The organism is Oribacterium sinus (genome assembly GCF_963553175.1).
GTDB classification, from domain to species: Bacteria; Bacillota; Clostridia; order Lachnospirales; family Lachnospiraceae; genus Oribacterium; species Oribacterium sinus_B.
In genome coordinates this window covers 1-5,129 of record NZ_CAUVME010000064.1, presented here as the reverse complement: position 1 = coordinate 5,129, position 5,129 = coordinate 1, and the positions used below count along the sequence as shown (strand labels likewise).

5 protein-coding genes are annotated in these 5,129 nt (G+C 42.3%); all 5 read right to left on the bottom strand.

The annotated features are described in order from the left end of the window. Positions 1-203: 203 nt before the first annotated feature. Positions 204-1,292 carry a PucR family transcriptional regulator gene (locus RYO92_RS10730; RefSeq protein WP_007156767.1) on the bottom strand — a complete coding sequence of 363 codons (1,089 nt, stop codon included), beginning with the start codon at positions 1,290-1,292 and terminating at the stop codon, positions 204-206. A 230-nt stretch (positions 1,293-1,522) separates the two neighbouring features. After that, positions 1,523-2,635 (bottom strand): ABC transporter ATP-binding protein, encoded by a 1,113-nt coding sequence (locus RYO92_RS10725; RefSeq protein ID WP_007156768.1) that lies wholly within the window; start codon positions 2,633-2,635, stop codon positions 1,523-1,525. Positions 2,636-2,877: 242 nt separating this feature from the next. After that, complete coding sequence (locus tag RYO92_RS10720; RefSeq protein WP_183684539.1) at positions 2,878-3,534, bottom strand: S1-like domain-containing RNA-binding protein; 657 nt, start codon at positions 3,532-3,534, stop codon at positions 2,878-2,880. Continuing rightward, positions 3,503-4,276 carry an acyl-[acyl-carrier-protein] thioesterase gene (locus RYO92_RS10715; protein WP_315370372.1) on the bottom strand — a complete coding sequence of 258 codons (774 nt, stop codon included), beginning with the start codon at positions 4,274-4,276 and terminating at the stop codon, positions 3,503-3,505. Before RYO92_RS10715 ends, RYO92_RS10720 begins: the two co-directional genes overlap by 32 nt. A 229-nt stretch (positions 4,277-4,505) precedes the next feature. Beyond that, entirely contained in the window at positions 4,506-4,961 is a 456-nt protein-coding gene (gene mscL, locus RYO92_RS10710; RefSeq protein ID WP_183684541.1) for a large conductance mechanosensitive channel protein MscL, read from the bottom strand. Positions 4,962-5,129 lie beyond the last annotated feature (168 nt).

The following is a 5,129-nucleotide window of genomic DNA, read 5'->3' as shown; positions in this document are numbered from 1 at the left end:
TCCCAACTCCAATGCTTCTTTCTCGGGTTCCTGCCTTGATTCCTCTTCCCTCAAATGCTTCTCCTCATTTGTGTCCATCTATTTCTCCTAACTGCCCTTCCACTCCACTTCAGAAACGAGATATCGCACACTACGCGTGCGATACTCGTTAAGAATAAACGCCAAAAGCTATTCAGCTCTTGGCGTTCTTGGGAAAATCTGCTTTAAAAATCAAGGGTTTCCATATACTTCATATATTTTACAACCATGAGGGCAATCTTGAAGGTAATGGCGTCATCAAAGACTCTTAAATCCAGTCCTGTGGAACGATCCAGCTTGTCCAACCGATACACTAAGGTATTTCTATGGATATACAACTGTCTGGAAGTCTCGGACACATTCAGATTGTTCTCGAAGAACTTGTTAATGGTGGACAGAGTTTCCTCATCGAAATCATCCGGGGAAACGTCCGTAAAGATTTCCTTAATAAACATCTTACAAAGAGGAATCGGCAACTGATAAATCAAACGACCGATACCAAGGGCATTGTAAGCAATAATCTCCTTGTCCACAAAGAAAATCTTTCCTACCTCCAGAGCCATCTTAGCTTCCTTATAGGAACGGGAAACTTCCTTAATCTCGTTCACAATGGTACCGTAGGAAATCTTTGCTGAAAGCATAAGCTCGGAAGACAGCATATCCATCATGCTCTCCGCAACCTTCTGCACCTGCTTATAATCATCCTCCGGAGCAAGCTCCTTCACCACGATAATGTTCTTCTCATCTACCGCGGTCACAAAATCCTTGGGCTCGGAAGAGAAGAAGCTCTTTAAAGCCTCCTGTGCGGAACCGTCCAGGTTGTCCTTGGCCTCTACCATATACACTACACGACGAACGCCCACTTCGATATGAAGCTTCTTCGCCCGGTTATAAATATCTACCAGAAGCAAGTTGTCTAAAAGAAGGTTCTTAATAAAATTGTCCTTATCGAACTTCTCACGGTATGCCACTAAAAGAGTCTGAATCTGTAATACGGCAAGCTTTCCTACCATATATACATCATCCGTATCTCCATGGGCAATCAGAACATATTCCAGCTGGTGCTCATCAAAAATCTTAAAAAACTGGAAGCCTCCCGCTGCCTGGGAATCCGCCTGGGATGCCGCAAAAGAGACGACCATCTCGGATACATCCCTATCCTCTTGGAAAGTTGTGGCTAATACTTTTCCGTCAATGTCTGCAATGGCAATATCCAGCCTGGCGATTCCCTTTAAGGAATCAATTGTACTTTGCAAAACTTGATTTGAAATCATCTCTACTCCATTCTTTCATGAACTACACCGGGGGGAAGAATGCAGCCTTTCCAATCACGTCTCAACCTTATCTCTTCTCCCAACCTTATCGTTTTTCCCCATTACTATAATCAGTTTATTTCCAATTTTCAAGCATTTTAAAAAAAGACAGGGAAAGAAAAGTTCTTTTCCTGTCTTTTTTACCAGTTTTTCAGAAAACTTTTATTGCTTTTCTACAAAGCCAAATTCTCTTAGTTGGTAATAGTCTGCTCTGTTTCCTTATCGAAAATATGAATCTTGTTCTCATCCAAAGCAAAGCGAACGGTATCTCCTGTTCTTGCCTTGGTCTTGGGATTCACTCTTGCGGTCCAGGAAGCATCTCCGATATCGAAGTAGAGCAAGGTCTCCGCTCCGAGCATCTCGTATACACGAATTTCTGCGGAAATCACGGACTGTCCATGCTGAGAAAGATAATCTTCCTCGTCATGTAAGTCTTCAGGACGAATTCCTAATGTGACAGTCTTTCCGATATAGCCCTTATCCTTTAAAGCAGCTGCTTTCTTTTCATTTAAGGTGATGGTGTTTCCTGCAAAGCTTAACTTTACAGCGCCGCCCTCTTCTGTGCACTCCGCATCAATCATGTTCATCTGGGGAGATCCGATAAATCCTGCTACAAACTTGTTGCAGGGGGTATCGTAAAGGTTCTCCGGCGTATCTACCTGCTGAATATAACCGTCCTTCAAAACTACGATTCTGGTTCCCAGTGTCATAGCCTCGGTCTGGTCATGGGTTACATAGATGATGGTAGTCTCTAAGGACTTGTGGAGCTTTGCAATCTCTACACGCATCTGTGCCCTTAACTTTGCATCCAGGTTGGAAAGAGGTTCATCCATCAGGAAAACCTTCGGACGACGAACAATGGCACGTCCCATAGCCACACGCTGTCTCTGTCCTCCGGAAAGAGCCTTAGGCTTTCTGTCCAGCAAGTGCTCAAGATCCAAAATTCTTGCAGCTTCATGCACCTTCTTATCGATTTCATCCTTTGGTACTTTTCTAAGCTTCAGTCCGAAGGCCATGTTATCGTATACAGTCATATGAGGATATAATGCATAGTTCTGGAAAACCATGGCAATGTCTCTATCCTTCGGTTCTACATCATTCATTCTCTTTCCGTCGATGAAAAGATCTCCGGAGCTGATGTCTTCCAGTCCTGCCACCATACGAAGGGTAGTGGACTTACCGCATCCTGAAGGTCCTACGAAAATGATAAATTCCTTATCTTCAATCTCTAAATTAAAATCTTTTACTGCCACAAATCCGTTGGGGTATTTCTTTACCACATTTTTGAGCTGCACACTTGCCATGCTGTTTCTCCTTCTATAAATATGATTTATGCTTTCTTTTCAGCAGAAAACCGGTATCTGAATTCCAGGATTTTCGCATACTTATGCTAATAGTATTCTATCTACTTTCCCTCTTTCTGGCTATAGACTAAGTTTCCGAAAAAATGCTCCTAATTTTGTACAAGATAGAGTTCCTTTATTAAATAAATGTCAATCTGCCCAAAAAGAGAGGGGATTTTTAGCAGAATCCCCCCTCTTTGTTGCTAATCCTGATAAATTTTAAAAATTGCCGTTCTGGTGATTTTAATCTTTTTTTCCTTTAAAAGCTTGCCAATTGCCTTTTTAAAGGCGGCTTTTGACACGCCGAAGTCCTTTTTCACCTGCTCCGGATCCACGGTCTTATCCGTATAAGGGATATGTCCCTCAAACTTCTCCTCAATCAGCCGTTCAATCTGCTCTCCCAGCTTTTCATAACGGGAAGCATTTATTTCCTCCTGCGTCAAATGCTTGGCATCCTCTTTTTTCTTGGTATACATAGTACCTGCCAAACGCTCAGTCTTGTCCACATAGAGGTAAATCTCCACCTCCATATCCTTCTTTAAGGCATAACGCATCTCTCTGTGGGGCACCAAAATATCCTTCTCCAAGCCGATATCCACAAAGGCGCCGATGGTATTTACATCGCTGACCCGCAGTCTTCCGATTTCTCCTACTTCAAGATAAGGTTTTTTGGTGGTGGCAATTAACCTGTCCTTGGAATCCTTATACAAAAATACGGAGACCTCATCCCCTATGGTCTTCCCTTTGGGAACCTGGCGGATGGGAAGAAGCACGCTGTCTCCTCCTTCCTCTCCCACAAAAACACCAAAATCCTTTTCCCTAAGAATTTTAAGCGTCTGGATTTTTCCTAATTTCAACATGGCAACATAACTCCTTATTCTGATTATAAAAGGCTACAACCGTTCTATCCTCTTCTATTGCTACCCTTGGGAAAATACTGTCCCCTAAAGTATAGGCCTTCACATATTCCGCCCGAATGGAATAAAATTCTCTCTTAGAATCGGCTTTCTCTACTCCTTCGGTGAAAAGAATAGCCGGATTTCCTGTACATTGGAAAATAACTTCCTCCGCCAAAGCAATGTACTTGGCGTTGTTCATGTGGTGGTTGGTATCCAGAAAATCCTGCACAACGGGAATGAGCTCTCCTTCCTGATAGCTTTCCGGAAAAGCAATTTTTCTTTGCAGGGGAGGCAAATGTAACACATCCTCCCGTTCTTTAAAGGGCGCAATCAATTCCTCCGTAATCTTTCCGGGACGTCCCTTCTCCAAATCAAAGCTGAACCACTCACTGTCTGCTTTCACATAGAACTCTCTTGCTTCATTTTGAATCCAGAAATTCCTATAGGCGAAAATCCCCCGGAAATTGTGGGGAGACGTTCCGATGGAAAGCTTCTCATAGAGCTTAGGTAGGGCATATAGCTCAATATTCCAAGCACTCAAGAGCCATGCTCTATGCTTTTTCTGTAAAACTTCAATGGACATTCCCACATCATGAGAATGAAAGGTAGAACAATCCTGCAAAAGATTCACCACGGAAAACAGGCTCATTTCTCCCTTCTCCGTTACCTCGGAATAACGAACTCTCTCTTGAATCTCATACATCCTTTGCCACCCTTTCTTGATTTTCCCTTAAAACCCACTCTATCTCATTGAATCCGGAATCCCGTTCCTCACTATTTTATTACACAGATCCGAAAATACCTTTTCCTTCTGTTTTATAGCTCCCCTCCGGAATTCTTTCTGCCCTATTCTACTCTATTTTTTTTATTCTGCATACAGTTTCTATCTTTCCTACAAAAAAAGAAGAGGTTCCCCTCTTCTTTCAGTATTCTTAAACGGACTCTGCGTATCCTGCCAACTTGGATGTGCAATGAGGACAACGAGTTGCCGCAATAGGAATCATAGTCTTGCAGTACTCACACTCTTTCTCTGTAGGTGCTGCTTCCGGCTCAGCCTTCTTTAACTTGTTCATCTGCTTAACGAAGACAAATACCACAAAAGCCATAATCAGGAAATTGATTACCGCAGTGATGAAGGAACCGTATGCCAATACCGCACCCTGCTCAACGGCCTCAGTGTAAACCTTGGTGGTCTGTCCTGCTAAAGGAATGAACATGTTTTCAAAGTCAATCTTTCCTGTAATCAAGGAAATCAATGGCATAATCAGGTCAGATACCAGCTTGTTCACCAATGCGGTAAAAGCAGCACCGATAATCATGCCGACTGCCAAATCAATCATGTTTCCCTTTAAAGCAAACTCTTTAAACTCTTTCAAAAAACCCTTCATTTGTCTCTCCTTAAAATATAGAATCTCCCTTTTAGAACTTTACTCTATCCGTCCTAAAATCCTCAGCTACTCTATTATAGAAGAGAGTTTTTGGCAAGTTCTATTTTCTGAAAGTGACAATGTTTATTGTTTTTTTATTTTTATTCACTTATTAAGTCATTGCTTTTG